Origin of the sequence: Blautia sp. MSJ-19, assembly GCF_018918125.1 — a bacterium.
GTDB lineage: Bacteria > Bacillota > Clostridia > Lachnospirales > Lachnospiraceae > Blautia_A.
On the sequence record NZ_JAHLQA010000029.1, the window covers coordinates 1 to 26,300 of the forward strand.

At 41.8% G+C, this 26,300-nt stretch carries 24 protein-coding genes, 3 pseudogenes and 1 riboswitch; of the genes and pseudogenes, 11 read left to right on the forward strand and 16 right to left on the reverse strand.

Annotation, left to right across the window (positions count from 1 at the left end):
* Window positions 1-122 precede the first annotated feature (122 nt).
* The 3 genes from KQI91_RS10170 to KQI91_RS10180 are packed head-to-tail and all read right to left on the reverse strand — an operon-like array spanning window position 123 to window position 2,893.
* Window positions 123-869: an aminotransferase class IV gene (locus KQI91_RS10170; protein ID WP_216392671.1), complete on the reverse strand. Its 747-nt coding sequence runs from the start codon at window positions 867-869 to the stop codon at window positions 123-125.
* A 16-nt stretch (window positions 870-885) separates the two neighbouring features.
* Entirely contained in the window at window positions 886-2,244 is a 1,359-nt protein-coding gene (gene pabB, locus KQI91_RS10175; protein ID WP_216392672.1) for an aminodeoxychorismate synthase component I, read from the reverse strand.
* On the reverse strand, window positions 2,237-2,893 hold the full coding sequence (locus KQI91_RS10180; RefSeq protein WP_216392673.1) for an anthranilate synthase component II: 657 nt from the start codon (window positions 2,891-2,893) through the stop codon (window positions 2,237-2,239). The genes pabB and KQI91_RS10180 overlap by 8 nt, the downstream gene beginning before the upstream one ends.
* A 244-nt stretch (window positions 2,894-3,137) precedes the next feature.
* A riboswitch (THF riboswitch) is annotated at window positions 3,138-3,234 on the forward strand.
* A gap of 162 nt (window positions 3,235-3,396) precedes the next feature.
* On the opposite strand from KQI91_RS10180, the gene folE reads away from it, so the two are divergent.
* Genes folE through folK form a run of 4 tightly spaced genes read left to right on the forward strand, consistent with a single transcriptional unit; the run spans window position 3,397 to window position 6,148 of the window.
* Complete coding sequence (gene folE / locus KQI91_RS10185) at window positions 3,397-3,954, forward strand: GTP cyclohydrolase I FolE (protein WP_216392674.1); 558 nt, start codon at window positions 3,397-3,399, stop codon at window positions 3,952-3,954.
* On the forward strand, window positions 3,954-4,445 hold the full coding sequence (locus KQI91_RS10190) for an HD domain-containing protein (protein WP_216392675.1): 492 nt from the start codon (window positions 3,954-3,956) through the stop codon (window positions 4,443-4,445). Before folE ends, KQI91_RS10190 begins: the two co-directional genes overlap by 1 nt.
* 17 nt (window positions 4,446-4,462) lie before the next feature.
* On the forward strand, window positions 4,463-5,278 hold the full coding sequence (gene folP, locus KQI91_RS10195) for a dihydropteroate synthase (protein ID WP_216392676.1): 816 nt from the start codon (window positions 4,463-4,465) through the stop codon (window positions 5,276-5,278).
* 42 nt (window positions 5,279-5,320) lie between these two features.
* Window positions 5,321-6,148 (forward strand): 2-amino-4-hydroxy-6-hydroxymethyldihydropteridine diphosphokinase, encoded by an 828-nt coding sequence (folK, locus tag KQI91_RS10200; protein WP_216392677.1) that lies wholly within the window; start codon window positions 5,321-5,323, stop codon window positions 6,146-6,148.
* Window positions 6,149-6,212: 64 nt separating this feature from the next.
* Here the strand turns inward: folK and KQI91_RS10205 are convergent, their stop codons facing one another.
* Complete coding sequence (locus KQI91_RS10205; protein ID WP_216392678.1) at window positions 6,213-6,884, reverse strand: YkgJ family cysteine cluster protein; 672 nt, start codon at window positions 6,882-6,884, stop codon at window positions 6,213-6,215.
* A 213-nt stretch (window positions 6,885-7,097) separates the two neighbouring features.
* Between KQI91_RS10205 and KQI91_RS10210 the strand changes: the two genes are divergently transcribed.
* The gene (locus KQI91_RS10210) at window positions 7,098-8,885 is read left to right on the forward strand and encodes an ABC transporter ATP-binding protein (RefSeq protein ID WP_216392679.1); all 1,788 of its coding nucleotides are present in this window, start codon (window positions 7,098-7,100) and stop codon (window positions 8,883-8,885) included.
* On the forward strand, window positions 8,882-10,645 hold the full coding sequence (locus tag KQI91_RS10215; protein WP_216392680.1) for an ABC transporter ATP-binding protein: 1,764 nt from the start codon (window positions 8,882-8,884) through the stop codon (window positions 10,643-10,645). Before KQI91_RS10210 ends, KQI91_RS10215 begins: the two co-directional genes overlap by 4 nt.
* A 61-nt stretch (window positions 10,646-10,706) precedes the next feature.
* Here the strand turns inward: KQI91_RS10215 and KQI91_RS10220 are convergent, their stop codons facing one another.
* On the reverse strand, window positions 10,707-11,126 hold the full coding sequence (locus KQI91_RS10220; protein ID WP_216392681.1) for a C-GCAxxG-C-C family protein: 420 nt from the start codon (window positions 11,124-11,126) through the stop codon (window positions 10,707-10,709).
* 170 nt (window positions 11,127-11,296) lie between these two features.
* Here KQI91_RS10220 and KQI91_RS10225 point away from each other — a divergent pair, with 170 nt between their 5' ends.
* The 3 genes from KQI91_RS10225 (at window position 11,297) to KQI91_RS10235 (ending at window position 15,363) form a co-directional block, all read left to right on the forward strand.
* The gene (locus tag KQI91_RS10225) at window positions 11,297-13,021 is read left to right on the forward strand and encodes a putative bifunctional diguanylate cyclase/phosphodiesterase (protein ID WP_216392682.1); all 1,725 of its coding nucleotides are present in this window, start codon (window positions 11,297-11,299) and stop codon (window positions 13,019-13,021) included.
* Window positions 13,022-13,158: 137 nt separating this feature from the next.
* The gene (locus KQI91_RS10230) at window positions 13,159-14,031 is read left to right on the forward strand and encodes a phosphoribosylaminoimidazolesuccinocarboxamide synthase (protein WP_216392683.1); all 873 of its coding nucleotides are present in this window, start codon (window positions 13,159-13,161) and stop codon (window positions 14,029-14,031) included.
* Window positions 14,032-14,058: 27 nt separating this feature from the next.
* Window positions 14,059-15,363, forward strand: a complete 1,305-nt coding sequence (locus KQI91_RS10235) for an HlyC/CorC family transporter (RefSeq protein ID WP_216392684.1) — start codon at window positions 14,059-14,061, stop codon at window positions 15,361-15,363.
* A gap of 98 nt (window positions 15,364-15,461) precedes the next feature.
* Here the strand turns inward: KQI91_RS10235 and KQI91_RS10240 are convergent, their stop codons facing one another.
* The 3 genes from KQI91_RS10240 to KQI91_RS10250 form a co-directional block, all read right to left on the reverse strand.
* On the reverse strand, window positions 15,462-16,061 hold the full coding sequence (locus KQI91_RS10240) for a hydrolase (protein ID WP_216392685.1): 600 nt from the start codon (window positions 16,059-16,061) through the stop codon (window positions 15,462-15,464).
* Between the two features lie 131 nt (window positions 16,062-16,192).
* Window positions 16,193-17,668 carry an AAA family ATPase gene (locus KQI91_RS10245; RefSeq protein ID WP_216392686.1) on the reverse strand — a complete coding sequence of 492 codons (1,476 nt, stop codon included), beginning with the start codon at window positions 17,666-17,668 and terminating at the stop codon, window positions 16,193-16,195.
* 36 nt (window positions 17,669-17,704) lie between these two features.
* Complete coding sequence (locus KQI91_RS10250) at window positions 17,705-18,187, reverse strand: DNA-deoxyinosine glycosylase (RefSeq protein ID WP_216392687.1); 483 nt, start codon at window positions 18,185-18,187, stop codon at window positions 17,705-17,707.
* Between the two features lie 133 nt (window positions 18,188-18,320).
* On the opposite strand from KQI91_RS10250, the gene KQI91_RS10255 reads away from it, so the two are divergent.
* Window positions 18,321-19,523: a collagen-like protein gene (locus tag KQI91_RS10255; RefSeq protein ID WP_216392688.1), complete on the forward strand. Its 1,203-nt coding sequence runs from the start codon at window positions 18,321-18,323 to the stop codon at window positions 19,521-19,523.
* Window positions 19,524-19,861: 338 nt separating this feature from the next.
* Here KQI91_RS10255 and KQI91_RS10260 read toward each other — a convergent pair.
* The 8 genes and pseudogenes from KQI91_RS10260 to KQI91_RS10295 all read right to left on the reverse strand — a co-directional run.
* Window positions 19,862-20,098, reverse strand: a pseudogene (locus KQI91_RS10260) (IS66 family transposase); the annotation flags it as partial.
* Window positions 20,099-20,176: 78 nt separating this feature from the next.
* Window positions 20,177-20,497 (reverse strand): annotated as a pseudogene (locus KQI91_RS16430) (cell filamentation protein Fic); the annotation flags it as partial.
* A 56-nt stretch (window positions 20,498-20,553) separates the two neighbouring features.
* Window positions 20,554-21,699 carry a hypothetical protein gene (locus KQI91_RS10270; protein WP_216392689.1) on the reverse strand — a complete coding sequence of 382 codons (1,146 nt, stop codon included), beginning with the start codon at window positions 21,697-21,699 and terminating at the stop codon, window positions 20,554-20,556.
* 15 nt (window positions 21,700-21,714) lie between these two features.
* Window positions 21,715-23,535 (reverse strand): DUF262 domain-containing protein, encoded by a 1,821-nt coding sequence (locus KQI91_RS10275; protein ID WP_216392690.1) that lies wholly within the window; start codon window positions 23,533-23,535, stop codon window positions 21,715-21,717.
* The gene (locus tag KQI91_RS10280; protein ID WP_216392691.1) at window positions 23,535-24,008 is read right to left on the reverse strand and encodes a hypothetical protein; all 474 of its coding nucleotides are present in this window, start codon (window positions 24,006-24,008) and stop codon (window positions 23,535-23,537) included. The genes KQI91_RS10275 and KQI91_RS10280 overlap by 1 nt, the downstream gene beginning before the upstream one ends.
* 41 nt (window positions 24,009-24,049) lie before the next feature.
* The gene (locus KQI91_RS10285; RefSeq protein WP_216392692.1) at window positions 24,050-24,436 is read right to left on the reverse strand and encodes a hypothetical protein; all 387 of its coding nucleotides are present in this window, start codon (window positions 24,434-24,436) and stop codon (window positions 24,050-24,052) included.
* Between the two features lie 5 nt (window positions 24,437-24,441).
* Entirely contained in the window at window positions 24,442-24,732 is a 291-nt protein-coding gene (locus tag KQI91_RS10290) for a type II toxin-antitoxin system RelE/ParE family toxin (protein ID WP_216392693.1), read from the reverse strand.
* The gene (locus KQI91_RS10295) at window positions 24,729-25,034 is read right to left on the reverse strand and encodes a type II toxin-antitoxin system RelB/DinJ family antitoxin (RefSeq protein WP_216392694.1); all 306 of its coding nucleotides are present in this window, start codon (window positions 25,032-25,034) and stop codon (window positions 24,729-24,731) included. Before KQI91_RS10295 ends, KQI91_RS10290 begins: the two co-directional genes overlap by 4 nt.
* Window positions 25,035-25,154: 120 nt before the next feature.
* Between KQI91_RS10295 and KQI91_RS10300 the strand changes: the two are divergent.
* Window positions 25,155-26,075, forward strand: a pseudogene (locus KQI91_RS10300) (phage portal protein); the annotation flags it as partial.
* Between the last annotated feature and the right edge of the window lie 225 nt (window positions 26,076-26,300).

Genomic DNA, 26,300 nt, shown 5'->3' on the forward strand with positions numbered 1-26,300 from the left:
TTGTATTGTCTGAAAATAGGCGAACAATCTCCAAAACAAAAAAAGTAGGCAGAGATAGGAATTCCAATATCTCTGCCTAAAAAGGAACACCACGCCAATGCCTTAACTAAATGACATTGCCATTACAGGGACATCTTTTCACTCTCATATATCTCTCTTACTTCATCTGTCTTTTTTCGATGCGGAAAACAGATATTTCCAAGCTGTCTTACCGGCATCACCCCCATCAGGGAGTTTGTTACAAAACATTCATCATAATACATCAGTTCATCCGGATAAACAATAGTCTCTACCACACTGAACCTCTCCATAACATACCTTCTCAGGATTCCCGGCAGAAGTCCACAGGAAAGCTGCGGTGTATAAATCATATTCTTACGTACAAAAAAGATATTCGAGACAGTTCCCTCACTGATCTGACCTTTGGTATTTACAAAAATCTTTTCATTGATACCAGCCGCTGCTGCTGCCCTCTTTTCCAGGATACAATCTCCATAATTTAATGTTTTATGATAAACCAGTGGAGAAGTCTCATTTCTTCTGACTTTGCTGATATCCATCATAAAACCTCTGCTGTATATCTCTTCTGTATATGGATTAGACCTCATCTGAAAAAAGAAGTTCTTCTCAGACATAACGATCTTGAGTGCACCATGTGCAGTAACTGCTGCATCTTGCTCCCCGAGATATGTTTCTACTTTTTCCTTTGTAAGACCGCGCCCTGTACATGAACCAAGCTTCAGAAATTGTGCTGCTTCTTCCAGTCTTTTCAGATGGCGGTCTAAAAGCAGAGGTTTTCCGTCTTCCACAGCAATCGTTTCAAATGTCCCCAGTCCAAACAGGAAGCCTTCATCCAGTCTAATCTCCATACTTCTCACTCCAACCTTATTCTATCGCCTGCAGAACTGCTTTTGCCTTCTGCAGGGTCTCTTCATATTCAAATTCCAGATCTGACTCGGCAGTAATACCGCCGCCCACGCCCAGATAATACATTCCATCTTTATGCAATGCCGTTCGTATTACAATATTGAAGTCACAATCTCCGTCCAATGTCAGATAGCCGATCGAACCTGTATACAGATTTCTGCGATTATTTTCCAGTTCATCAATAATCTCCATGGCACGGTATTTTGGTGCTCCGGTAATCGACCCGCCCGGAAATGTTGCTTCCAGAAGATCCATGACCGTTTTGTCCTGTTCCAGATCTCCCTCAATATCTGCTACCAGATGAAATACCGTTGCATATTCTTCAACGGTAAAAAGCTCCGTCACTTTGACACTGCCCGGTCTGCAGACACGATTCAGATCATTTCTCTCAAGATCCACGATCATCAGAAGTTCACTTTTATCTTTCTCTGAATGTTCCAGTTCTGTCCGCATACGTAAATCTTCTTCTGGTGTTTCTCCTCTTTTGCGGGTTCCCTTGATCGGTCTTGTATTCACATGACCTTTCTGCATTTTGAGGAATCGTTCCGGAGATGCACAGACAATCTGAAAATCCCCGTAATTTATATATCCACCAAACGGAGATGGATTATTCTCTCTCAGATCATAAAAAACCTCCAATGGATCTTTTGCACTTTTGACGCTGAGCTGCTGCGTCATATTTGTAATATAGATATCACCCTCAATGATATAACGAATCATGTCATCAACCGCACTTTTATATTCTTCTTTTTCGAAGTTTGGTCTGACTTTGGTCTGATATTTCCGCTCATTTTCTTTCAGATCCAGTGAAACGGATATACGTTTTTCCGCTATATCCAACAACTCTTCTGCATTTTGTGTGATCCCATTCGCTACCAGATATGTCCTCTGTTCCTGACGGTCTTCTATGATATACAGATCATAAAAAACAAGTACTGCATCGGGAATACACACCAGTTCTTCTTTGGCAGACGGCACTTCCATTAATTTTCTTCCGTACTCATAGGAAAAATATCCCACTGCTCCGGATACCATCGGAAGTTCGCTCTGATTCTGATCCACGTGCTCGGTCAGGTATTTTCTGAGATATTCTTCAAAAGTAATCTCTGTTTCCAGATGACCATTGATAAAAAATCCCTGTTCATCTCTGACCAGTTTCAGATATGGATATGCTCCTATAATAGAATATCTGCCAAGCCTGTTGACCAGCGACGAATCCAAAAACACACAATCTGGATCTTCTGTAAAATACCGAAATAATTCTGCTGTCGGCCTGGCAGGTTTTAATTCTTTTATCACACGCTTTTTATTATACATCTTTTTCTCCTTTCTGTCCATTCTCAAGGACATCTCCGCATGTTTTTTCATACGATTTTTCCAGATTTTTATCATGAAATTTCTCGGAGATGCAACAAAAATTTTCTAACAGTTCATGTCCGTATTCTGTCAGCACCGCTTCCGGATGGAACTGTACCCCATATAATGGCATACTTCTGTGTGAGATTCCCATGACCGCACCATCTTCTGAAATGGCATCTACTCTGTACTCTTCTGGAATACTGTCTTCTTTTATGACCAGCGAATGATATCTGGTCACCTTAAAACGTTCCGGCAGACCTTCAAACAATCCATTTCTGTTATTTCGGATTTCCGTCACTTTTCCATGCATCGGATGTCTCCCCTTTTCTACAGTTGCTCCACAACAATGCCCCAGTACCTGATGTCCCAGGCAGACTCCCAGAATCGGAATTCTGCCCTGAAAATGCTCAACGGTTTTCACACAAAGCTCTGCGTCCCATGGACGTTTCGGTCCGGGCGAAAGAATAATTCCCTCCGGCTGCATCGCATCTATTTCTTCTATATTAATATGGTCGCTCCGTATGACTTTGATCTTTCTTCCCAGTTCCTCAAAATAAGCTTTGAGATTATAAACAAATGAATCATAATTATCAATCATCAAATACATATTCTTATCCCTCTTTCCGTTATACAAAAAAGAGACAACGAGAGTGTGCATATCCATACACACAGTCGTTATCCCTGATCGGTCCGTAATCTGTGAATTTTTTGTCTTTCTTTTTATAGATAGCCTTATGCTATCATATCCGTCATTTCCCGTCAATATATATTAGAAATGAATATTTTTTTCAACAAATTACCCCTTTTATATCAAATGCATATATGCTATACTGTACGGGAAATGAATGCTATGCAAAATAGGATCATATGCGTCAAGTGTTCAGCGAATGGGGAGTTGTCGCCGAAACGAAAAGTCCGTCTTACGGTATGTGATCCGCACCCGTTGCAACAATATAAGAGGATATCTCATATTGTGTAGGGATACGTTTTTCGACATACGTTCTATCACAATTGGAGATATCTTTTTCGCTTTATCACGCTATTGCTTCGATAAAAAAAAGACAATCTCCATGATACACAATATCATACATACAGGAGGTTGTTTTTTTAATGGTAGACAAACAAAAAGTGGAACAGGCAATCCGTCTTCTCCTTGAGGGAATTGGCGAAGATACAGAACGTGAAGGTCTTAAAGACACACCTGACCGCATTGCACGTATGTGCATGGAAATTTACGGTGGACTGGACGAAGAAGCAGATCCGCATCTTGCCAAACAGTTCGATGTAGAAAACAATGAAATGGTACTGGAAAAAGATATTACTTTCTATTCTATGTGCGAACATCATCTGATGCCATTTTATGGCAAGGCACACATTGCTTATATTCCGAACGGCAAAGTAACCGGTCTCAGCAAACTTGCCCGTACTGTAGATGTATATGCAAGAAGACCACAGATTCAGGAACGACTGACTGTACAGATCGCAGATGCACTGGAACGTACCCTGAATCCAAAGGGTGTTATGGTCATGCTTGAAGCCGAGCATACCTGCATGACCATGCGCGGAATCAAAAAACCCGGAAGTAAAACCATCACAACTGTCACCCGCGGTGATTTTAAAACAGACAGAGAACTTCAGAAACAGTTCCTTTCCATGGTAAAAGACTGATGCTGACAAATATGACAAGGGTAAATGCAATCTGGGAGCATCCCCTCTATCAGCAAAACCTTAAGGAACTCATCAGCCTGGAAACAGATCGTATATTCTGCCGTCACACACCGGAACATTTTCTGGATGTTGCAAGACTTGCTTACATATTTGCACTGGAACGGAACATTGCCTGTTCCAGTGAGCTGATCTACTGCACCGCTCTTCTCCATGATATCGGTCGTGCAAAGCAATATACAGACGGTACTCCGCATGACATAGCCGGTGTACAGATTGCCGAACAGATTTTATCAGATCTGGATTTTTCCGACGAAGAAAAATCTCAGATTCTGACAGCAATCGGAGAACATCGTTCTTCAGGAAAAAACGTTTCACCTTTAAGCCAGATTCTCTATGAAGCAGACAAAAAATCACGTATGTGCTTTCTCTGTCCTGCCGAACAGGAATGCTACTGGTCATCTGATAAAAAAAATATGACGATTCAATACTAAAAGGAGAATCTTAGATCATGAAAATCGGAAATCGTGAATTTGATGTAAAAAACAGAACCTATATTATGGGAATCCTGAATGTAACTCCGGACTCCTTTTCTGATGGTGGTAAATGGAACACCATGAATCACGCTCTGAAACACGCAGAGGCTATGATCGCTGACGGCGCCGATATTCTGGATGTCGGTGGTGAATCTACCCGCCCGGGTCATACCCCTGTCAGTGCCGAAGAAGAAGCTGCCCGTGTTGTTCCTGTTATTGAAGCACTCCGCAAACATTTTGATGTACCGATCTCTGTAGACACTTACAAAGGAAGCGTTGCCGATGTAGCTGTCCAGGCAGGGGCAGATCTCGTCAACGATGTATGGGGTCTGAAATACGACCCGGAAATGGCCGGTGTCATTGCAAAACATGATGTTGCCTGCTGTCTCATGCACAACAAAGCTAATACAGAATACAACAACTTCCTCATCGATATGCTTGCCGAGACTCAGGAATGCGTCAATATTGCACGCAAAGCAGGAATCAAAGATGAGCGCATTATTCTGGATCCGGGTGTTGGATTCGGAAAAACATACGAAATGAATCTGGAAACCATGAATCATCTGGAACTCTTCCAGCACCTCGGATTTCCGGTTCTCCTTGGAACTTCCCGCAAATCCATGATCGGGCTCGCTCTGGACCTTCCGGTTGATCAGCGTATGGAAGGCACTGTCGCTACTTCTGTTATCGGCGTTATGAAAGGCTGCGCATTTGTCCGTGTCCATGACGTTAAAGAAAATAAACGCGCCGTACTTATGACAGAAGCAATTCTTGGAAGAACTATTAAATAAAAACTCTAAATAACCAGAACAATTAAGAAGGAATACAAGCGAATGGATAAGATTGAGATCAAAAACCTTGAGATTTTTGCAAACCACGGCGTTTTTCCGGAAGAAAATGTGCTCGGACAGAAATTTGTCGTTTCTGCAACACTTTATACTGACACCCGAAAAGCCGGGCTGACCGATGAACTGACTGCCTCCATCCACTACGGTGAAGTCAGCCATATGATCACAAAATTTGCAAAAGAACATACTTATAAACTTCTTGAAGCACTTGCAGAAAATCTCTGCCAGATGCTTCTTTCGGAGCTGCCTTTATTAAGGAAAATTACTCTTCGTATTGAAAAACCATGGGCTCCGGTCGGTCTTCCACTGGATACGGTCGCCGTTGAGATCACTCGTGGATGGCATACCGCATATGTTGCTTTTGGTTCCAATCTTGGCGATAAAAAGAAATTCCTGGATGATGGCATCCAGGGACTCCGTGATACTCCTTCCTGTGAAGTAGAAGCGGTATCTGAATATTTAGTTACCGAACCTTACGGTGGCGTGGAACAGGATGAATTCCTGAATGGAGTTTTAAAGCTTCGCACACTTCTTACTCCGGAAGAACTTCTTGACCGCCTTCACGAACTGGAGGCCGCTGCAAACAGAGAGCGTCTCATTCACTGGGGACCACGCACTCTTGATCTGGATATTCTGTTCTACGATAACGAGATCATTGATACCCCTGATCTCCATATCCCTCATATCGATATGGAAAACAGAGATTTTGTACTGAAACCAATGGATGAGATTGCTCCCTACTACAGACATCCTGTTCTGAACAAAACCATCCATCAGCTTCTTAATGAACTTCTTTCCGGAAATAACAGTTAACCATTTATTCTATAAATGCTGTCTGCTATGGAAATCATCTGATCATCTTACTTCTGAGTCAGGGTTATATCCCCAGGCTCAGAAGTTTTTTTGCTTCTTCAAGACGTTCATAAAACTGCTCATAAAAATCCCTGTTTTCTTCATATGGATTTGTATAAAAACGACTGAGCACATACATATTCAGGTTCTTGATAAGGTCTGCATCTTCCGTCTGATAAAAGACTTCCTGCACATCCAGTAGAAACTGATGCCAGTCCCACACAAATTTTTCATACTGTTTGAGATCCGGTGTATCGATCCATTTCTTTACTTTAATCTTGGAACGGTTTTTCTTTGTACATTCATGAATCTGGATAATATACTTAAATCCATCTTCTGTATAATATCTTCCAAGTGGAAAAAGGCGACAGAATCCAGGACGAATTGCATGAATGGAACATCTTCCTTCTCCATTCAGGAAAACACATTTTTCTTCGATGCCACGCATTGTCAGATGCGGCAGGATATTTCCATCCGAAATTCCTAATTCCAGTACACTTCCAATCAGTTCTTCCGGATTCTTTTCCAATCCTCTGCTCAACCGACAGACATCATATGGATCCAGCAAGACAGAATCTCCCATTCCTGTACAGCAGTCAAAACATCCCTTACAATCCTGGCAATCGGCTTTGACCATATCATTTGCCTCATATAACCTTCCGTCTGAAATTTCTTCCAGTGTCACTTCTCTTCTCATAATTTTCCTCTTTTTCTTTATACTATATGTATTAGAACACCTTTGGATTTCAAGTTCAAAATCTTTATCGTACAGGCACGATCAGATTTTGTAATTTTAACCTCAGATGCTCATAAATATTCATTGCAACCCTTATGATACAGGACTATAATAGAGAATGTCAATCTGTTGCTGCAAACAGCAACACAATAATAAAAAACGGAGGAAACAAAAATGCGATCTCTCGCAATCTATCTGAAAAACTATAAGAAAGAAAGCATTCTTGCACCTTTCTTCAAATTTCTGGAAGTTGTGTTTGACCTGCTTGTTCCGGTAGTCATCGCCCAGATCATTGATGTGGGCATCACAGGAAATAATCGACCGTATATCATACAACGGTTCTTCATTCTTGTTCTCATGGCTGCTGCCGGACTTACAGTGAGCATCACCGCCCAGTTTTTTGCAGCCAGGGCCAGTGTAGGATTTGCCACAGAACTGAGACAGGCCGTTTACGACCATGTACAGAAACTTTCTTACACAGAGCTCGATACACTTGGAACCGACACACTGATCACACGTCTTACTGATGATATCAATCAGGTGCAGAATGGAGTTAACATGGGACTGAGGCTTCTTCTTCGAAGCCCTTTTATTGTGTTAGGCTCCATGGTCATGGCATTTACTATCAATACACGCTGTGCCCTGATCTTCGTTGTCGCTATCCCGGTTCTTTTTCTTGTGGTATTTGTGATCATGTATCTCAGTATTCCGCTTTTTGGCAAAGTTCAGGGACGTCTGGATGCTGTCACAGGTCTCACCAGAGAAAACCTGACAGGTGTTCGTGTCATCCGGGCTTTCTGTCGTGAAAAAGAAGCCGTACGCGAATTTGATGAAAGCAACGCACAGCTCACCAGACTGAATGAGTTTGTCGGCCGACTCTCTGCACTTCTCAACCCGGTAACTTATGTACTCATCAACATCGCTACCGTAATCCTGATCAACAATGCAGGTCTTCAGGTAAACCTGGGACATATGCAGCAGGGACAGGTTGTTGCCCTTTACAATTATATGGCACAGATGATTGTTGAACTGATCAAACTTGCATCACTCATCATTACACTGAACAAATCTGCCGCATGTGCAAACCGTGTTGCCGATATCCTCAGGGTAAAAACATCCATGGATTATCCGGACGCAACTGCAGCCATTTCTCAGGCAAATTCCAGCGAAAATGCAGTTGAATTCAATAACGTAACTTTTACTTATGCCGGAAGCAGTGCACCGAGTCTTTCCAATATCAGTTTTTCTGTGAAAAAGGGACAAACTGTCGGTATCATCGGTGGTACCGGAAGCGGCAAATCCACTCTGGTCAATCTGATTGCCCGCTTTTATGACGCAACCAGCGGAACCGTACTAATGGATGGTCAGAATATCCGAAGTTACAGTCAGCATGATCTTCGTGAAAAAATAGGCGTAGTTCCACAGCGTGCCGCACTTTTCAAGGGTTCCATTCGTGAAAACATGAAATGGGGACGCGAAGATGCCACAGATGCAGAAATCTGGGATGCACTCACAACCGCACAGGCTCGCGAAGTCGTAGAGGGCAAAGATGGACAACTCGATTTTAAGCTGGAACAGAACGGACGAAATCTTTCCGGTGGTCAGCGTCAGCGTCTTACCATCGCCCGTGCCGTCATAAAGAAACCAGAATTTCTGATTCTGGACGACAGTGCCAGTGCACTGGACTTCGCAACAGATGCTGCACTTCGCAAATCTCTGCATCAGCTTAGCGGAAACGTTACCACCTTCCTGGTATCTCAGCGTGCCGCCAGCATCCGTCAGGCAGATCTGATTCTTGTTCTGGACGACGGTGAGCTCGTTGGAAAAGGCGTTCACGCCGAACTGATTCGCACCTGCGATACGTACCGTGAGATCTATTTCTCTCAGTTCCCGGAGGAACGTGCGAAATACAAAGCTTCAAATACAGCCGTATCCGGTAATACTTCGGAGGTGACCTTATGAGTAAACAGAACAAACAGCAGACAAATGCGACCAGCATGGAAACTCTCTGGAAAGTACTCCGTTTCATCGGAAAGTATCGTTTTCTCCTGGTCTTAAGCATCATCCTGGCAGCCATATCTGTCGTTCTTCAGTTATATGTGCCAGTACTTTTCGGCAATGCGATTGATCAGGTTGTTGCCGAACATAAAGTAGATTTTAGCATGATGTGGCATTATCTCACCAGGATCCTTGTAATGGTCATTGCTTCCAGTATCGCAACCTGGATCATGAACATTATCAACAACCGCATGACATTCCATACCGTACAGGATATTCGTGCCAAAGCAATCCGTCGCATTCAGGTACTTCCGCTCTCCTATCTGGACAGCCACAGTACCGGTGACATCATCAGCCGTATCATTGCCGACACCGATATTCTTTCTGATGGTCTTCTGCTTGGTTTTACACAGCTTTTTTCCGGAATCATTACGATCATCGGAACACTGATCTTCATGTTTTCCAAAAATGTCTGGATCACTCTGATGGTCATTGTATTGACTCCTATGAGTTTTTTTGTTGCTAAATTTATTTCTTCCCGCTCTTTCCATATGTTCCGGAAACAGAGTGATGCCCGCGGCCGCCAGACTGCTCTTATTGAGGAAATGATCGGAAACCAGAAAATCGTACAGGCATTCGGATATGAGGATAAATCTTCCGCACGATTTGCCGAGATCAACGAAGAATTAAAAGAAAGCAGTCAGAAAGCCGTTTTCTACAGCAGTCTGACCAATCCATCCACCCGTTTTGTCAACAATGTCATTTACGCAGGTGTAGCTCTGGCTGGTGCGTTCATGATCCCGGGCGGCGCACTTACAGTCGGTGGCCTGTCTGTGCTTCTTTCCTATGCTAACCAGTACATGAAACCATTCAATGATATCAGTTCTGTTATCACTGAGCTTCAGAATGCACTGGCATGTGCAACCAGAATCTTTGCACTTCTGGAAGAAGAACCCGAAAGTGCAGATCCTGAAGAAAATATCTCTGATGTCAGAGGTGAGGTCGACATTGACAATGTAAGTTTCCGTTATGTTCCGGATAAAAAACTGATTGAAAACTTCAATCTGCATGCGGAACCAGGCAAACGCATCGCGATCGTCGGACCAACCGGATGTGGAAAAACTACTTTCATCAACCTGCTGATGCGTTTTTATGATGTAACCGGAGGTACGATTTCCATTGACGGTCATCCGATCAATGAGATTTCCCGTCATTCTCTGCGCAGCAGCTTTGGTATGGTTCTCCAGGAAACATGGATCAAAAATGGAACTGTGCGTGACAACATCAACATCGGCAAGCCGGATGCTACTGATGAGGAAATCATTGAGGCAGCCAAACGCTCACACAGTTGGGAATTTATCCGCCGTCTTCCAAATGGCCTGGATTCCCACTTAAAAGAAGACAGTCTGAGCCAGGGTGAGAAACAGCTTTTGTGCATTACTCGTGTCATGCTCTGTCTGCCCCCTATGCTGATTCTGGACGAAGCAACTTCCAGTATTGATACCCGAACCGAATTAATGGTTCAGGAGGCATTTGACCGTCTTATGGAAGGACGTACCAGCTTCATTGTTGCACACCGTCTCTCCACGATCCGTAATGCAGATGAAATTCTCGTTATGAAAGACGGAAGCATCATCGAACAGGGTTCTCATGAGGAACTGATGGCAAAAGGCGGATTTTATCAGAATCTGTACAACAGCCAGTTCGTTAAAGTAGCTGAATAAACATTTATTAAAAAAAAATCGCCGCAGCAGACATCTGTTACGGCGATTTTTATTCTCTCTTTTATTTTTCCTTCCGAGCTTCCAGATATTCTTCTGTCAACGCTACCGCATCACGGATGCAGTCCGGACAACTTCTGAGTACTTTTCCTGTCTCCACACCTTTCAGTTCCCTGCAAAGATAGGAGCCATTCTGCTCCTGGAACTTTCTGACATATTCTTTGACTTTTCTGTAAGTGTCTCCCTTTGTGAGTTTTCCCTTTTCCGGATCTCCAACACTGTTTTCCAGACCAATGATCATCATCATTCCTGACAGTGCGCCACATACTTCCATCATCCCCATACCAAGTCCAAACCCTTCTGCGATACGGAACATTTCCTCTTCCTCTACTCCAAACTCTTTACAGAATGAACATGCCACTGCCTGTGCACAGTTGTATCCTTTATCATGAAATGCGATTGCCTGTTCTGCTTTTGTACTCATTTTATTTCCTCCTGTTGTTTTCTGCTTTTTTATCATTATTTGTTCTGATTATAACAGAATATTCTCGATATATCCATAAAAATCGTCCGGTCCGTCCGCTAATTGTATTGAATAATTCCCACTAAAATGGTATAATTATTCTTAATCTAACAGTTAAAGGGCGTATTGCTATGGGTATAAACAACTCACTATATAATCGGTCTGAATTTCTGGAAAAAGTACAGGAATTGCTTAATAATTATGCACTATCGGACTGGTGTATCGTATCGATCGACATCGAACGATTCAAATTATTTAATAACTGGTACGGACAGGAAACCGGCGATCAGCTTCTTGAGAATATCAGCCAGTACCTGTTGCGTATCCAACAGATGAAAGGATATCTGGCCGGACATTTTGGCGGTGACCATTTCTTTATGTGTATTCCGGATGATGACCGACTCATCAATCTCATCTATAAAACTATCCGCAGTTATATTGCTCTCCACAGTCAGAACGAAGGATTCCTTCCAGTGATTGGTATCTGTTCGATTTCCGACCAGCATCCGGATGTCGCAACCATGTGTACCAATGCACAGCTTGCCGCTTCAGAGATCAAGGGTAATTTTAATAAACGCATCTGCTATTTTACAAATGAGATCATGGATCAGCTGGAAAAAGAGCAACAGATGCTCCATGACGTAAAGATTGGGCTGGAAAACAGAGAATTTACCTTTTATCTGCAGCCGAAATGTAACAGTATCACCGGTGCGATCGTCAGTATGGAAGCTCTCTCCCGCTGGATCAGCCCGATAAGAGGCTTTGTTTCTCCTGGAGAATTTATTCCTTTTCTGGAAAGCAAAGGTATGATCACCGCTCTTGATACATACGTCTGGGATTCAGTCTGTCAGACACTTGCCTACTGGAAAGAAGAGCATCTGTACGTTGTTCCTATTTCCATTAATGTATCCGTCACCGATCTTGAAACCATAAATGTGCCCGAATTTCTTCAGGATCTTATCCATAAATATCATCTGACCCCGGATATGCTTTTGATAGAGATTACCGAAACAGCCTTTTCTGAAAATAATATTTTAGTACGTGAAACCATTGACCAGCTCCATCAATATGGTTTCTGTATTCTGATGGATGACTTCGGAAGTGGTTATTCCTCTCTGAATATGCTCAAAGACGCCAATATTGATATCTTAAAACTGGATATGAAATTTATTGAAATGAATCCGGACAATCGTCAAAAAGGTATTCAGATCATTGACTCGATCGTAAATATGGCCCACAGGCTGAAGCTTCCGATCATTGCAGAAGGTGTTGAGACTTCAGAACAGATTGAAATGCTCCATTCTATGAACTGTATTTATATGCAGGGATATTTTTTCTACAAGCCTATGCCAATTGCAGACGCGGAGGATCTGCTGACAACTGTTCCTCATGAAAAATATGAAGTCATGCATAAGGATACTCCGACAGAAACTACCGTATCCTCTGCCGAACTGCTTCACGAAACTACGGTTACTCATTCTATTTTCAAGATTCTTGCTGAAAATTCTCTGGTTCTCGCCCGCCTGAACCTGAATAACGGTGAATATGAGATTCTGAAACGAGATTATCGCCTGCATGGCAAAGGACTGGAACTGGAACATGATTTCGAGACCTACAACCAACGAATCTTAAATGAAGGGCTGATCCATCCCGAAGACAAAGAATTATACCGGACACGGATCACACTGGATGCACTTCGAAATATTTTCTTCAATGGCAGCAAACAGCTCCGTTATCAGTTTCGTCGTCGTTTAAATACCGATTATATCGTAACCGTGACGGAATTTCTTGCCGGCAACAAATGTGATGCACAAAATCCCTGGATCGTTGTAGTCATACATGAAACCACATCCTGATCCGACATAATACAGGCAAACTACTATATATTTTCTGCATCTGTATCCGCAATTTTGAATTGTATCTTGACAGTTTACAGTAAAAAGTGCTATTTTAACCTTGAAATTTCAAAAATCATATGACGAGGTGCAAAGAGATGCAGGAATTAAAACCAATTAAAGAAGGTAAAGTACGTGAGATCTATGATAACGGAGACAGCCTGATTATGGTAGCGACTGACCGTATCAGTTGTTTTGATGTTATCCTGAACAATGAAGTAACCAAAAAAGGAACTGTACTGACACAGATGTCCAAATTCTGGTTCGATCTGACAGAAGATATTCTGCCTAACCACATGATTTCTGTTGATGTAAAAGACATGCCGGAATTTTTCCAGCAGGAAAAATATGTTGGAAAATCCATGATGTGCCGTAAACTGAACATGCTTCCGATCGAATGTATCGTTCGTGGTTATATCACAGGCAGTGGATGGAAGAGCTATCAGGAAAACGGAACTGTATGCGGAATCACACTTCCTGAAGGATTAAAAGAGTCCGATAAGCTCCCTGAGCCAATTTACACCCCGTCAACCAAAGCCGAGATCGGTGATCACGATGAAAACATCTCTTTTGAGCAGAGTGTAGATCATCTTGAAAAATATTTCCCTGGAAGAGGCCGTGAACTTGCAGAAAAACTTCGCGACAACACCATTGCTCTTTATAAAAAATGTGCTGAATACGCACTGAGCAAGGGAATCATCATCGCAGATACCAAATTTGAATTCGGACTTGACGAAGACGGTAATATGGTGATCGGTGACGAAATGCTGACACCAGACAGTTCCCGTTTCTGGCCGGCAGAAGGCTATGAACCTGGACATGGACAGCCATCCTTTGACAAGCAGTTCGCCCGCGACTGGCTGACTTCCAACCCAGGCAACGACTGGACGCTTCCTCAGGAAATTGTCGATAAGACTATCGAAAAATATCTGCAGGCATACAAAATGCTCACCGGCAAAGATCTCGACTAATACACATTAAAGGAGTGAATTTAACGAGTGGACGCAAGTGACACTTACCAACTAATTATTCTGATCATCCTGCTGGCATTATCCGCATTTTTTTCATCAAACGAAACGGCTCTGATGGCAGTCAACAAGATTCGACTCCGAACCCTCGCTGACGAAGGCAATAAGCGTGCAGCCAAAGTTCTGGACATTGTTGAAAACCATACACCGAAAATGCTCAGTGCGATTCTGATCGGAAATAACCTTGTTAATATCACCGCCTCCTCTCTTGCCACTTCTCTGGCATATAGTTTTGGCGGATACATGGTGAGTATCGCCACAGCTATGCTGACTGTGGCAATCCTTATTTTCGGTGAGATTACACCTAAAAATTATGCAACACTGAACGCAGAAAAAATTACATTACGCTATATTCCGGTCCTCAGCTTTTTTATGACGATCATGACCCCGTTTATCTTTATCATCAATCTGTTTTCAAAGATTTTCATGAAACTGCTGCACGTGGATCCTGATGCGGCAAATAAGGCTATGACAGAAGAAGAGCTCCGTACCATCGTAGACGTCAGTCACGAAGACGGTGTGATTGAGTCTGATGAAAAGAAAATGATCTACAATGTATTTGATCTGGGGGATGCCGATGCAAAAGATATCATGGTTCCAAGAGTCAATGTATCTTTTGCAAATGTTGATTCCACTTATGAGGAACTGATTGATATTTTCCGGGTAGACCGTTTTACCCGTCTTCCTGTATATGAAAATACACAGGACAATATCGTCGGTATCATCAACATGAAAGATCTGCTTCTTTACGATTCAAAAGAACCGTTCGATATCCGTAATTTTCTTCGTAAGCCTCATTTTACTTATGAGTATAAAGATATCTCAAATCTCCTGGTGGAGATGCGTGAATCTACCTTTAACATCGCCATTGTACTTGATGAATATGGCGAAATGACCGGTCTGATCACCCTGGAAGATATTCTGGAAGAAATCGTCGGAGAAATCCATGACGAATATGACGAGAGCGAAAATGAGCTGATCAAAAAAGTCTCTGATCGCGAATATATCGTAGAAGGTTCGATGAGCCTTGATGATGTCAATGACCATCTTGGCACACATCTGGATTCAGAGGATTATGACTCTCTTGGCGGATTGATCATTGAACATCTGGATCGTCTTCCGGTTGCCGGAGATCAGGTCATTACAGAAGATCAGATTCGTCTTTCTGTCGAGAAGCTGGACAAAAACCGTATTGAAAGTGTACGTGTTCATCTTCCGGAACCCGCATCCGAAAAAACGGAATCTTCCAATTCTACATCCATCAGCGAAGATTGAATACCATAACTATACAAAAAAGAGTTGTTCTGATACCTTTTATCAAAACAACTCTTCTTTTTCTTTCTGTACTATACCAGCAGATGCGCTGCTGCTCTTTATTCTGCTTCCATCTCTGTGTTGATCTCATCCTCACAGGCTGCCATTGCCTGAAGTGTCATTGTCAGCAATTTCGGCAAATCCCAGCCCAGCTGCTCAGCCCCACGCTCAATCACTTCTCGTGAACATCCCGCTGCAAAACCTTTACTCTTATATTTTTTCTTCAGAGATTTCAGTTCCATGTCCTTTGTACTTTTTGACGGACGCATCAGTGCGGCTGCCCAGATCAGACCGGTCAGCTCATCTGCAGCAAAAAGAACTTTTTCCATTTCATGTTCCGGCTTCACATCAATTGTTTTTCCACATCCAACGGTAATCCCATATCCATGAGAGCAGACTGCATGAATGATATCTTCTCCCACACCACCATCTCGCAGAAGCTCCGGGGCTCTCAGACAATGCTCTTCCGGATACTGTTCAAAATCAATGTCGTGAAGGAGTCCTACAATTCCCCAATATTCCGCATCTTCCCCGTAACCCAGTTCATTTGCATACCATTTCATAACCGCCTCTACAGTGTAAGCATGCTGAATATGAAACGGATCCTTATTATACTTTTTTAATAAAGCTAATGCCTCTTCTCTTGTAATGTGCTCCATAATCGTCTCTCCTCTTGTTGCTGTGTTTTCTTTATACTATATTTCTTTTTGAAAAAAATAGCAAGAGAGCTCAGAAAGCTTATTCTGCAATCGTTTTCACAATTTCTGCTATATGTTCTTCTGAAACGGCCCTATTTTTTCTTTGTACGTATTGTTTTTGGATACATCTGCAGAAGATCCAGGATTTTTTCATATACAGCTGCATTATTTTTTATAATCAGCGCCAGGTTTTCTTTTGCCCGGTTCAACTGGTGAAAAAGGATTCGCACATCTGACATTTTCCCCGATTTATGGTCGCTTGTTCTCAGATATCCAGCCTCATCATAATAGTATCGCTCATCGAGCAATACCACCAACCGCTCCGTATCGCGGAGTGCCATACTGTTCACAGATTCTGAAGTTTCTGCTTTATTCTGATATGTATACCCTCTTCGGATATAATCCTGCAGCAAATTTTCGGCTTCTGTCTCATCATTTGCACAAACTGCTTCTATATGCGGATAACATCTCGGGCTTCTTTTTTCCGGCAGATGCATGATATTCTGAATAAAAGAAGAAAGCTCTGCATTTGTACGGATTCGATCCGTCAGATGAAATTTCTGTATGCCTGGCAGATTTTCCAGTTCTTTCACAACAGCATTGTCCATTTCCTCCGGCGAGATCATATTCTCGGAATCACTGGAAAGTATCACTGGCCGCTGATCATGCACAGCATTTAGCAAAATATCTAATTTGTCTGTTGATAATAAATGTGTCTCATCTATCAGAATCGCACTATAAGAAGTCAGATCTGCAGTTTCATCCACCTGGCTGTCTGCCCAAAAATCAATCCTCTGTAACCGTTCATGTAAGACCTTCCATGCTCTTCCCGCTTCTCCACAATGAATCATGCAGACTCTCTGACGAACTGACAATTTCATGGCAATATCGTAAAGAAGCAACGATTTTCCGGTCCCTGGAAGTCCGCTGAACCAGAAATAACCTGTGTGCTCTGCACGAATCTTTTTGAGAATCTGTCGTTCAATATCGCGCTGCTGTGAAGTCAGAAAATACTCTTTTCCCAGGAAACGTGCAGGTTCTGTCAAAGGAGAAATCAGATAAAGTTCTGCCTGAAAAAGATCTTCTACATCACCATGATAATCCGGACTTTCTTTTTTGAGGGCTATACACAGGTGCTCCCAGTCTGTCTCTATAATATGGTCATGATTCGTCAGCTTTACAAGTCGGTCCTGACTGCTGATATAAGTATAAGACTGAATCGGTTTGCCCAAAACAGACAGATAATAGCGATTCTGTATCAGTTGCTTGCGGATTGCCTCATCCGATACCACGCCACTTTTAAGTTCAATGTTAACAATCTGTTCTTCTTTGATCTGAAGAAGATCAAATTCTTTGCCAAGTCTGGGAATCTGGAAAGAATAGAAAAAGCAAAGAGTATACACGTCAGGCATATACTCTCCTAATTTTTTTACCAGTGCTTTCATACTCTCCAGTTCCCAGTCGCGAATCTTCAGAAAATATTCCCTTCCCGACAGCTGGCGCTCCAGCTTCTGTACAGAATCAATCGTTTGCTCTCTTGTAATGGTATAGATAGAGATGGATTTCATCCTCCGGTCCTCCGTCTTTGTTATATCGGCGATTTATCAAATTCTGTCTGCAATCACTGCCCAGGCTTCTCTCAGACGCTCCAGCGAATATCCTGCATTGGCAGGACTTGTTGATGGAAGCTTCTGTGCTTTGATGCCATTTACCGGATAAATGTATTTATTATATAGTTCATAAGCTTTGCCGCCATTTGTATAAATCGTCCGGATATCTGCTGTCGCAAGTATCTGTGTCAGATCATTTGGAACCACATCACGGATACTGGCATCTGAGGAGCCTTCAATCTCGCAGCTCTGAATCACATCCCATACAGCAATATGATTTGTTAAAAGCATTGCTTTCTTCTCCTCAATTGTCTGTGGCACTTCGCATCCCAGAATCCCGGCAAGCACTTTCCAGAATCGATTCTGCTTATGTCCATAAAAAAATTGCTGTTCTCTGGATTTTACGGATGGAAAACTCCCCAATATCAGAATATGGGAGTTCTCGTCATACACGGGTGCTATCGTATGTTTTATCATAATAACCTCTCAAAATTATTCTTATCTATTGACTATTATAATCATTTCCCACACTTTTTTCAATTTTATTACTCGCAGGATTTTTTATGCATACTATGTAAGTAAACAGAACTTTATGCAAGGAGATTTCTATATGAACTGTCCAAATAACAAATCCAGAAACTGCTGCAACACCGGCTGTGGATCCTACGGTACTTATGTAACCATTCAGGGACCTCCGGGACCAATGGGACCAGAAGGGCCTCGTGGAGAACAAGGACCAAGAGGCGAACAGGGGCCAACAGGGCCTCGCGGTATAAAAGGAGACACTGGATGTCCTGGACCTGTCGGCCCACGTGGAGCAGTCGGTCCTATGGGTCCAAGAGGACCGCAAGGAGTTCGAGGAGACGTCGGGCCAAAAGGAGATACCGGAGATATCGGTCTGCAGGGTATTCAGGGAAATCCAGGACCTGTTGGGCCAAAAGGAGACCGTGGTCCTATCGGTCCTCAAGGAAATCCGGGGCCTGCCGGTCCTGCAGGGCCAAAAGGGGAACGTGGGGAAAAAGGGGAGCGTGGCCCCGCCGGAGAACAGGGTCCTGCCGGTATCCAAGGACCTCAGGGCGAACTTGGCCCGCAAGGCATCCAGGGCGATAAGGGTTGTCCAGGGCCTCAGGGAGAGCAGGGTATCCCCGGACCAGAAGGGCCTGCCGGTCCCAAAGGAGATCCTGGTGTTCCAGGTCCCAAAGGTGACACTGGTGATATCGGCCCTCAGGGCGAAAAAGGGGATACCGGGGAAAAAGGCGAACAAGGTATTCCAGGGATTAAAGGAGACACCGGAGAAACTCCCAGGATTACAGTAATTGAAGATACGCCTCTCAGTTACAAATTAAACTTTAAAACCTCAGATGAAGACATCACAACTCCCAATTTATTCAAATCCCTCGATGAATATCATACAGATCTTTCTGCTTCCGGCAGTACGCTAAACATTCCTTTGAAAGATCTGATACTGACTTACCAGAACACCTCTTCCACATCCCTTCGAATCAGCGTAGCTGCAAAGGATCCTGCAGTTCCTGTCCTTACAGATATGCGTCGGGTCACAATTTACAATGGAAGTTCTGTTGAATCACAGACTTTCGATAATACCACTGTCACCACCCGAAAGGTATTGGATGATCTGATGTACAGCCAGTCGCAGGAATCACACAGTATCAAGATCCGACAACAGGATCCTGTCACCAAACTCTGGTCATTGTGTGAAATCCACTCTTTCAGTTCCAATGGTGGTGGCAGAACTTCTGTCTGGGTACAATGGAGTGAAGTTGATGTCAGTTACGAAGCGCCTATCGCTTAAACTATAATAAACAGGGCTTCCCGTATATTCGGAAAGCCCTGTTAAATCTCAGATATTATTTAATTTGTTTGTCATCCTCTTTTCCATTTTTTTCTTTCTTTTGAAGAATGCACTTATTGATGCCGCCAGTAAAAGGACCAGTGTCACGCCATATCCTGCTACTAGTCACCCTTGCAAAACCCTTGCATTTGGAGTCATTTTGATCTGATTTTCATATTTTTTTCAAAACGCCACAAAAAAAGCTATACCAACCTGATATAGGTAAGCGCAAAATATTGCTACGTTACTCATGAATTACGCTTGCACCAAAATGATAGATGCAAGCGTTTTACTCTATTTTAGTTTTGACAGTTCGTTTTCGCAGTCTCGCTCCATAGGGCAAGCTGTTCCAACTGTTCATCTGACATTTTATCGTCTGGCCGCTGTGATAAGAGATATGTCAGATATTTATAGGTATTCAGATTATTCGCTTTTGCCATCTCAACCATTGTATACACAATAGCGCTGGAGGCAGCTCCTTTCGGACTGGCACTGAACAGCCAGTTCTTCCGGCCGACAGTGAATGGCCTGATTGCAGTAGGAAGAAAGAACTGGCTCCCTGGAGTGAAAAACTCCAATCTATCAAAGATCACAAATAATTTGCAGTGAATTACTCCAACCGCAATAATCATTTGAAGATTATAATGCTTTTTATCACGAGTCACCTGACGCGAACCTTCGGTTTGAACTATTCGGAAATTCCGAATAGTTGCAGACTCTTCTAATTCACTATCTGCATAAATCTTTTTAATATGTTCATTTATCGTTGGCAAACCAACGTCATACAATGTGGCCCTCATTTTTTGTGTCAGTCATATATTCTCATCTTCATAGCGCATCTCAATACTGTCCTGCTGGTCACCGACAGAGGCAACATAGGTTAAGTATTCTGCAGCGCTGGAACGGATGGTTATTTCGTCTTTTTTCTTTTTCAAATAGGAGGCCTCCTTTTTGTTATTTCTCTTCTAAAAAATTGAAATGGTTAGTTTTTCTATAAAGCACTGTATTTGCTGAACAAACGTAAAAAGAATTGTTTTAAATCATCCAACACCGCTTCTTTTTTCTTCTCATCTGAATCTGCACCAACAAATTCATATCCACCAAAACGGTATACATCATAACCAAACAGCGTCATTTCTCTCTGAGCTCGAACCATTTCACTATATAGTCGAGGCGATGCAGAATTCCCTTCTGCGTAATGTTGCCTACCATCAATTTCAATAACTACACGGTCTTTATGCGAGAAAATCATCAGGAAGTCCATCTTTTGATGTTCAAATAGCTTGTATCCTCTTTGTTTAAGAGTCTGTGGGTCATAATACAAATACACCTGAGGGATCAATGCAGGCAAATCTTTACCAAGTTCCTTTTTTAAATTATAATATGCCTGCAACATCCAGGTTTCAGGACCACTTTTGGCTCCCTGTGCTTTAAAACTCGTATCTAAGCATTCGCACAAACGTTTTATAAAAACGATTTCTCTATTTTCATCAATATTCTTTTCCTCTGCATACCAATCAACAAGGTCATTCCACATCACTCCAGTAGACGGAATTGGACGATTATATATCAAACACTGATTTTCATTTTTTGTTATTCTTATATCATTATTCAAAGCATCATCAAAAGCAATTTCCGGCTTATATTTAGCCGCAAAAATAATATTCTTAACTTCACCCTGAACGCCTATTCTAGTCGAAATACATTTATAAAAATTCTTATCTCCAATCATATCACTAACAACAAGTTTATATCCGTCGTGATCAATATATCTATTTACCACATTTGCTAGTTCTGTATTAGGGATAAGTTCCCTTCTTTCTTCTTCATCATTCCATCTCCAATGATGAATATTAGGATTAACGTATTGCTCAAGAAAAAACATAAACTGCTCATCTGACAAGCTTAGGTAATCGATTATAGAATCCAGCAAATAACTTTCTGGCCAATCATCAAATCTGTCCATGTGCCTCGCTATTTCTGCTATATCACTATCAGTTAGTGAAGGGCAGACCCATTTTGCAAATTCATGATATTCTTTATCACCAGACATACTACCTAATACTAATATTGCATCAATTGTAGAGCGTCGAGTTTCGTCTATTATCTTATGCACTTCTTCATTCGCTCCACTCATAAAACTCTCCTCCAATCACTTAAACATATCATCATTCCAAACAAGTTTTACCAAATCAACGAGAACTGTAATTCTTTCAGTAATCTCATTCTTACCAAATGATGCATAAGCCTTAAACCCAAGAGAATTATCAGCTATAAACTTTTTGAATTTAGGGTTATTCTGGTACGCTAATTGACCAAGTGATTCCGTATAGATATTGCCTTCGTTAGAGCAATACTTCTTAAGCTTATAATCATATTTTGCATCATTTAAGCTTGCATTGATGCTCTTGTGAAGAAGTAATAAAGCACCGATGCTATTTCTCCAACGTCTAAAATCATCTTGGTCAGAATACTCTGCCGTAAACCATTCATAATGGTCTGTAATAATATGCTCAATCTCAAACGGATTCTTTGTTTGAGTATTCATGTAATTACAATAATTTGATGCAACACCAGTCTGTTCTTCAATATATCCAGTAATACGCGCAAGGATATTCTTAATATATTTCTTAGTAAAACTGTTCAGTCTTAAATCACTTAATGCTGCTGCCGGGTCAAATGCAAGATTGATATACTGCTGTTCTAATTTCTGTTTCAATGTAGGTATGTCTGTCATGCGGATATCCTTAGTAACATTGAAAACAAAGTTTTTAATTGTGCTGTAATCAACAGAGCGGTAATTCGTTACTCTGGATACAATCAAAACATCAATAAATCTTGCTACCAGATTAATCTTCTTAATAATAACTGGCCATGAATCTTCATAACATACAGGTGCTAATAATAGCTGTGGCTGTAATGTGAAGTTAACTTGCGCATTGTAATATACATACTTTGTTTCTTCAGCGAACGTTGTTTCTGCCTGACGGATACGCTCATAAACCTCTGCGAATCTTGCAAATTTCCTTATGAACAACTCGAAATCATCAGAGTCATTAAGACCTAGTTTATCACGTTCATCTCGTACCCACTTGTGGAAGGAACCACCGATGATATCAAAGTCCTTATTTACAGCACCAGCTTTTGTCTCACGGATTGTTTCCGCGTAGTGTGCTCTAAGCCAAGCTTTAATAAATGTCTCATCGCCCTTGTCGTCATCTTTCTTTAATGTAAGAACTTTATCTTTCCAAATACCATTCATCTTTTCACGAGAAGAATCGGATTTAATTTCCGAAAGAATATAGCCCTTTAACATTTCTGTAGATGTAAGGCTCAAACCACGGTCGTTCATAGTAACAAATACTTTATGAGCATCTTGCTCAGTTGTTGCAACAATCTCAATAAAGAATACTTTCTCCGCAACCCAATCACAGAAATGCAATAACATATCATCTGTAATATCAGCAGGAAAAACATCCTGAATATCCTGATATCGACCATAAAGGTTCTTTACAGACTCTCCGGCACCGGTAGTGTCAAAATCAGTATCGTTGAAAATTGCATTCATACAATCCTGACGGTCATCAACATTGATGTTGAAAGACTTAGTACCGAAGGATTCTGAGAAAATCATAGTCTCAATCATGTTATAACTCTGGCCGATAGTCTTTAATCTGTTATTAAGATACATCAGTAATAGTGTCAAAGACGAAAATCTTTGCTGACCATCAATAATCGCATTTTCTCTTCCTGCCAGAACAATGGATCCCATGAAATATGCGCCATAATCAGCTACAGCTTGCCTTGGATCATCTGTTTTATAATATTCCAAGAATTCTGATGTAAGGTCATCAATCAATTCTTCTATGTGCTTACGCTGCCACATATATTCACGCTGATAATAGTGAATAGAATATTTTGTATTCTGTAATAATTGTTTTAGATTCTTAGGCGAACCTTCAATTTTCTTCATTAGGCATCCTCCTCCAGAAACAGTTTCGGAGCATTGAACCTAATACTTGCTGCTTCTGTCATCACACTTGTATTTCCACAATTCAACAAAGATAAGCGTAATCTTAACTCATCTGTGCTTCCATCATGGACCACATACTCGTTCTTATGTTTTTTGATAAAAGTTGCTGACTCTCTTGAAAAGCCATTTCGCTGCAATAAAATCGTTAATGGATTCGTAGTTCCAAACTCGACATATTCATACCAGTTATTATCAAACTCATCAACACCATGAATCTTTTTATATTCGTTAGAGAACCTCAAAAAATAGTTTGAAATGCTAAAAAGCACAATGTTTTCAATGGCTTCTAGCGTATCCGCAAACACCACATTCCTGTTTTCCTTCGAGTTATCATTATAAATAGTTGGCGGCTGGTATGCTGACACTCTAAAATTTTCCGGACGCTGCTTATGATAATCTATTGCTCTTTGCATAATATAACTCAGTCCAGAACCTTCCATCCATTAAGAAAGTATTACTGCATACCATTTTCTTTTTGATTCATTTCCAAGTGTAGACTTGCACGACCATTGTAATACACAATAGTTTGACTGCGCTTCTCTGGCGGTAATCGTAGATTTTTACCTTCGAACAATAACAGCATATCATTAAGATTGACGTCTGACTTTTTTATAGAAGCAATCTGAATACAATGGTTTGTTCGCTCGTTATAGACCGAAATATTATTATTAATAAGATCCATAAGAAACTTTATCTGCACAACCGGAGAATATGTAGTAGCCAGTTTACTCTCATCACTGCTTTCAATGGCTTCATTCATTAATCGCAAATAAACCTGTGGATTAGGAATATTTGGTGATGCAAAAATAAAATGAGGCTTCTTCTCCTTCTGCAAAAGCATATCAACTACTTTATAGTAGAATGGACCTCTGCTATTTTTTCTTTATCATCGACAAGATAATACACAATAAAGTTGTCTACCGGAAGCTGATGCATTTTCATCGAATGCCAAGGCTCCCATTCAACTAACGTATAACGAGCTGGCATGAAATCCAATGAACGAACTTCCTTTCGTATGCGCCCCAGCTGAGCTGCGGCTGTCTCCGGAACAAGAAGTTCATTCGCAATATACGAATAGATTTCACGTAAATCACCAAGTGCATCTACAGAATAGCCGACATTGTAGCTATCCGTCATATGCCAAACTCCTTTGCAAGTACCGCATCGACTTCATCTGCAGAATATACCTTTCCTGCTTTGATGGAATCAACACCCTTCTGGAGTTCTGCATCAAGTTCTTCTCTGGTCATTGCGCCAACAGCTAATGGCTTAGAAGAAGGAAGTTTCAATTCAAACGGCATACCATTTTTCAGTACAATCTGGCTATAAAGCATCTGAATTGCACTGGATGGAGAAATGCCAAGCTGAGAAAGAATGCTTTCAGCATTATCCTTGAGATTAGTATCTATTCTTGCATAAACAGCGGATGTATTTGCCATAGTATCGCCTCCTTTTTCTTTATTATATTCGCTTTTGCTTGCAATTGCAAGCATTTGCACGGATTGTTTTGTGACGAAACTTTGAATTTTATACGCCTCTTAAGGCAGAAAGGAACATTTATGGGATTTTTATCGGGGCTATTTCATTCCAGAGACAAGCCCACCAACAGTACCAATGGCAGCGCCTATCGTTTTCTCTTTGGTGGAAGCAACTCTGGCAAAGCCGTCAATGAACGAAGCGCCATGCAGATGACTGCAGTCTATGCCTGCGTCAGGATTCTTTCGGAGTCCATTGCAGGACTGCCAGTCCATATTTATAAGTATACCGACTCCGGTAGTAAAGAAAAGGCAATCAATCATCCTCTGTATCGACTAATTCACGATGAGCCAAATCCGGAAATGACATCCTTTGTCTTCCGCGAGACCTTGATGACGCATCTTCTCCTTTATGGAAATGCCTACGCGCAAATTATACGAAATGGCAAAGGTGAAGTCATCGCTCTCTATCCGCTGATGGCCAATCGAATGAGTGTGGATCGTGACGATAAAGGGCATCTCTACTACCAATATCAAATGCAGGATTCCGATGCACCTACCATGAAAAATGGAACAGTCATCCTGAAACCGTCGGATGTGCTCCATGTTCCGGGTCTCGGCTTTGATGGTCTGGTCGGTTACTCTCCCATCGCTATGGCCAAAAACGCTATTGGATTTGCTATCGCCACAGAAGAATACGGTGCTAAGTTCTTTGCAAACGGTGCCACACCGGGAGGTATTTTGGAGTATCCCGGTACCGTAAAAAATCCAGAAGTTGTCAGAGAAAGCTGGACCAAAGGCTTCTCTGGGAACAATTCTCATAAGGTAGCTGTTTTGGAAGAAGGCATGAAATACACGCCTATTTCCATTTCCCCAAATGAAGCACAGTTTCTGGAAACAAGAAAATTTCAGATTGATGAAATAGCTCGAATCTTTAGAGTACCGCCTCACATGGTCGGTGATCTTGAGAAGTCGAGCTTTTCTAATATTGAGCAGCAATCTATGCATTCCTGACCATAACCATCTTTTGAGAGATAGATAATTCCAACCAAAACGGTCGGGGCATAAACATGTAATCCAGGCTAAATCAAACCCTCCTGTTATCTATTCCACTGCCAAGTCTGCCTCTTAGTATCGATTGGCTTAAACTGCGGTCGGCTCTGATAACAATTCCAGTGCCACAACCTATGACATCTAATCCACAGCCTAAACCCTACCGCTTTTTTCGGT